Origin of the sequence: Nonomuraea sp. NPDC049695 (assembly GCF_040674955.1) — a bacterium.
In the GTDB taxonomy this organism is placed as follows: Bacteria; Actinomycetota; Actinomycetes; order Streptosporangiales; family Streptosporangiaceae; genus Nonomuraea; species Nonomuraea helvata.
In genome coordinates, this window is record NZ_JBFANV010000184.1 from 2,977 (window position 1) to 6,782 (window position 3,806).

6 protein-coding genes and 2 pseudogenes are annotated in these 3,806 nt (G+C 64.8%); 4 read left to right on the top strand and 4 right to left on the bottom strand.

What is annotated here, in order from left to right; genetic code table 11:
• The 3 genes from AB0J64_RS56420 to AB0J64_RS56430 all read right to left on the bottom strand — a co-directional run.
• The coding region (locus AB0J64_RS56420) for an acylglycerol kinase family protein (protein ID WP_364046798.1) at nt 1–310 on the bottom strand (310 nt) is incomplete at its 3' end.
• 11 nt (nt 311–321) lie between these two features.
• A complete protein-coding gene (gene tatC, locus AB0J64_RS56425; RefSeq protein ID WP_364046801.1) occupies nt 322–1,191 on the bottom strand; it encodes a twin-arginine translocase subunit TatC in 870 nt (289 codons plus the stop codon).
• Nucleotides 1,192–1,295: 104 nt separating this feature from the next.
• Nucleotides 1,296–1,508, bottom strand: coding sequence for a hypothetical protein (locus tag AB0J64_RS56430; protein ID WP_364046804.1), 213 nt, complete (start codon nt 1,506–1,508; stop codon nt 1,296–1,298).
• A 993-nt stretch (nt 1,509–2,501) separates the two neighbouring features.
• On the opposite strand from AB0J64_RS56430, the gene AB0J64_RS56435 reads away from it, so the two are divergent.
• The 4 genes and pseudogenes from AB0J64_RS56435 to AB0J64_RS56450 all read left to right on the top strand — a co-directional run bounded on the left by AB0J64_RS56435 (nt 2,502) and on the right by AB0J64_RS56450 (nt 3,643).
• Entirely contained in the window at nt 2,502–2,738 is a 237-nt protein-coding gene (locus AB0J64_RS56435; protein ID WP_364046807.1) for a hypothetical protein, read from the top strand.
• Complete coding sequence (locus AB0J64_RS56440; protein ID WP_364046810.1) at nt 2,735–3,049, top strand: hypothetical protein; 315 nt, start codon at nt 2,735–2,737, stop codon at nt 3,047–3,049. Before AB0J64_RS56435 ends, AB0J64_RS56440 begins: the two co-directional genes overlap by 4 nt.
• A 302-nt stretch (nt 3,050–3,351) precedes the next feature.
• Nucleotides 3,352–3,426, top strand: a pseudogene (locus tag AB0J64_RS56445) (GtrA family protein); the annotation flags it as partial.
• Nucleotides 3,427–3,502: 76 nt separating this feature from the next.
• Entirely contained in the window at nt 3,503–3,643 is a 141-nt protein-coding gene (locus tag AB0J64_RS56450) for a hypothetical protein (RefSeq protein ID WP_364046813.1), read from the top strand.
• 76 nt (nt 3,644–3,719) lie between these two features.
• Here the strand turns inward: AB0J64_RS56450 and AB0J64_RS56455 are convergent.
• Nucleotides 3,720–3,806: pseudogene (locus AB0J64_RS56455) on the bottom strand (IS5/IS1182 family transposase); the annotation flags it as partial.

Consider the following 3,806-nt stretch of genomic DNA (forward strand, 5'->3'; position numbering starts at 1 on the left):
AGGGCAGCCCGAGCGCGGCCGCGATGTCGTTGCCGGTGCCGGCCGGGATGATGCCGAGCGGCACGCCGGTGCCGGCCACGGCCTGGACGGCCAGGTGGACCAGCCCGTCGCCGCCGAAGGCCACGAGCGCGTCGGGGCGCTCGGCCACGGCGGTGCAGGCGCGTTCCAGCGCGTCGGCGGCGTCGTCGCCGACGATCACTGACAGCTCGGCCCCTCCGGCACGCAACCGGCGCGCCACGGGCTCCAGCAGGCGCACCGTGCGGCCGCCACGGGCGGCGGGATTGACGAGCAGGACGAGTCGAGGGGGCACATTGTCACCTATCACGTCGAACCCGAATCCTCCTCGTCGAGCTGGGCGGAGTCCTCAACCAGCGGCGAGGCCTCGTCGTCGGACAGGTGGGAGAAGTCCTCGGTGGCGGGCATGCGCTTCTCGCGCATGTACATGAAGAACTCGGCCAGGAAGTAGAGCACGACCATGGGCGCGGCCAGCGCCATCATCGTCAGCGGATCGCCGCCGGGCGTGATGACCGCGCCGAAGACGAACATGGCGAAGACCACCCAGCGGCGGTGCTTCTTGACCGTGGCGTGGGAGAGCACGCCGATGATGTTGAGGAACACCAGGAGCAACGGCAGCTCGAACGAGACGCCGAAGATCACGATCATGATGAGTACGTAGTTGACGTACTCGTCGATCTGGATGACTGGCAAGGTGTCGCTCGGCGCGAACCCGAGCAGGATGGCCAGGCCGGTGTCCATGATCAAGTACGCCAGCACGGCGCCGATCGCGAACAGCGGGATCGCCAGCCCGAGGAAGGCGATCGAGTACCGCTTCTCGTTACGGTAGAGGGCCGGGGTGACGAAGGCCCAGATCTGGTAGAGCCAGACGGGTGAGGACACAAGGACGCCGACCAGCGCCGAGACCTTCAGTGTCAGGAAGAACGACTGGAAGATGCCGCCGTAGGTCAGCGTGCACTGGCCTGGGCGCAACTGCTGGGCCTGCGGCGTCTCGCAGAACGGCTCCTTGATGAACGCCCAGACCGGATCGAAGAAGATCCACCCGACGATGATGCCCACGACGACGGCGACAGCCGCGATGAGCAGCCGGTTGCGCAACTCGCGCAGGTGCTCCATGAGGGGCATGCGGCCCTCGGGGTCAGGCGCGGGCTGGCTTGACCGTTTGAGCAGCGCCATCTAGCAGTCCAGGTGACGAGGAGGGATGGGGGTGGTCAGGCGTGCTTGTCGGCCTGGGCGGCGCTGGCGCGCAGCTTGACGGCCTGCTCCGCCGAGGGCATGGGTCAGGACGTCTCAGCGGACTCATCAATGATGTGGATGTCCAGTTGCGAGAGCCTGTGGACGACGAAGGGCGGCATCAGCCTGTCGGCTCGCTCCTGGGCGCCCGGGATCCGCTCGAGCGGCGAAGCCTTGGAGGCGGCATGCACTGTGGCAGCCACGGCGATCAGCGGGAGCACCGACAGGGTGACGATGAAGACTTGGCGCGAGATCGGCACGGTCGGGCTCCTTGCGCAAGAGCGGGGGGCGGCGTGCGTGGCACGCGAGATTCGCCCCGCCTCAATAGCTGCTGTCAGTAGAAATCGATGGAGCTGGCGGTGTTGCATCCGTTACCGGGCTTTATGTTCGAGTCGTAATGGCACTGGCCGGGATTGAAGCCCTCCCCGTCACCCCGGTCGCCGGTGTAGACAACTTGCCCATAGATCCAAAACCGGCCCTTCACCGCGGCCACAGCAGCACCGCTTGGGTTTCGACGAATTCGAGATCAGGGGCGCTGGCCGGTAGCTCTTAGCCGTTCCCGTCCGGCTCCCCGGCGGAACCTGCGCTGGCCGGTGTGGTGGTAAGTGTGCTTGCGATCGAGATCGCCGCGACCGTCATGACGGAAGCCGCGAACGCTTCCTCGAAGACATGAATCCTCCTAGTGGGATGATGTCAGGTTCTCTGATGGCCTCGACGCTAGGAGTGGCGGCGATCGACTGCATCTGTCATGTGACTAGTGGCGATCATTGGCCGCAGGCTCCGACACCTGTCCAAGAAGAGAGCGGTCCTGACCGTATTCGGGACAGGTGTCCCGGTGCGTCGGATCGACCGATCGGCGCAGGTACGGAGAGCCCGGTCGCCCCGGCGCGCTGAAAAGCTGCTGATCTGCCGCTGATCGAACATCTCGTTCAGCTCATCCGCGCCGAACCGGTCGACGCGCCGGCGCCGCTCCTGACCCTCAGATCGGCATGCGGGCGCGGCACGATCCGGCCGGCCCTGGCGTTCGGACTGGCGGCGCCAACCGGCTACGCGGCCTGAGCCCGTGCGGCCTTCCGGCTGCGGCCGCCACCGACGTCGACCACGACTGCCACCGTTGCCGATGGTCGTGTCCGGGTTCGACAGCAAACCGAAGGATTGCCGACCATGCTATTGAGCTAACTAATAGCTGCTCTGATACGTAGTCTACTGATAGGGCTAGTGCGCCTTGCACTGCAAGACGTACTATCAGAGGTATGGCTAAAACCACATCGTTCAGCTTGAGCCAAACCGTGCTCGACCTCGTCGCGACCGCCGCCGAGCGAGAGGGATTGAGCAAGTCCGCATGGATGGAGCGAGCCGCCGTCTACTATGCCCTCGTAAAGGGCGCACCGGCGGACCAGAGCAGCGATGAGCTCTTCGCCGAGGCTCTCGCCGACGAGCAGGAAGCCGCCGCCGCCGATGACGAGTTCCACGAGCGAGGCGCAGCGTGATCCAACTCCAGACCGGCGGCGTCTACCTCTACGCCCCCAAGGGCATCGACCGGGAACGGCTGATGTTGGTCATCTCCGCACCCGGCGTGGTCGACTCCCGCCGACGGTTCATCACCGGCCTGACCGTCATGTCCTCCCACGACGGGGACACACTCACGGTGCCGATCACCGTTGGAGGCGCCCGCCGCTACGTCAACGCCACCCAGCCACAACGACTGATCCGTGACTGGTTCCTGGAGTACCACGGCTCTCTGTCACCTCAGGAGATGGAAGCCGTCCGGGCTTACCGTCGATTGGCCGAAGACCTCTAACTGACGGCGAAGCGCTGAGCGCGTCCAGGAGCCCTCTGCATCGCTCGTGGAACTTCGGACCTTCACCATGATCGTTACTCTGGCGGCCTGTAAATGTGCCGAGAGATGGGGCTGGCCAGAGACGTGGGGTTCGTCAGGCACCTCTACCAGCGGTGCGTATCTTCGCTCCACGAACTGGTCAGGTTCGGCAATATCGGCCTCATCGCCTTCTACCTCGACACGGGCGTCTACAACCCTTCGCCGTGTGGTGTCGAGGTGGGGGCCGCTCACTTCCAAGGTCCTGGCGGGCGTCGGTTTCGATGATGTGCGCGTACCTGGGCAATCGCTTCTGGAGGTTCCGGCATCGGGAGCGCGGCGGTCTCGGACGCGAATACTTCCTCTTCCTCCTGCTCAACGGCGTCGCTCTCCTGCTCGGGGTGCTGGTCGTCGGCTTCATCAAGTACACCCCTCCGGATGGACGACACCGTCAGCCCCAACCTCGCCGGCGTCGGCACCCTGTTCCACCACTGGTCGGGCAGGAAGTGGGTGTTCCTGGAAGCCACCGAACCAGTTGCCCTCGAGCTGCCCAAATCCCGGGCAAAGGCAGAACACTGACCACGCGCCGTGGGCCCATCTCCTCCTAGGAAGTCTCTAAGAGGGCATTTGATTTGAGTAGATTGCGCCTTATGTTCTAGTAGGTGCCTCGCCAGGTTGAGGTGGTCTCGTCCGTTATGCGTTTGGTGAGGTTGTCAATCGAGGCGATGTAGATCATGGCTTC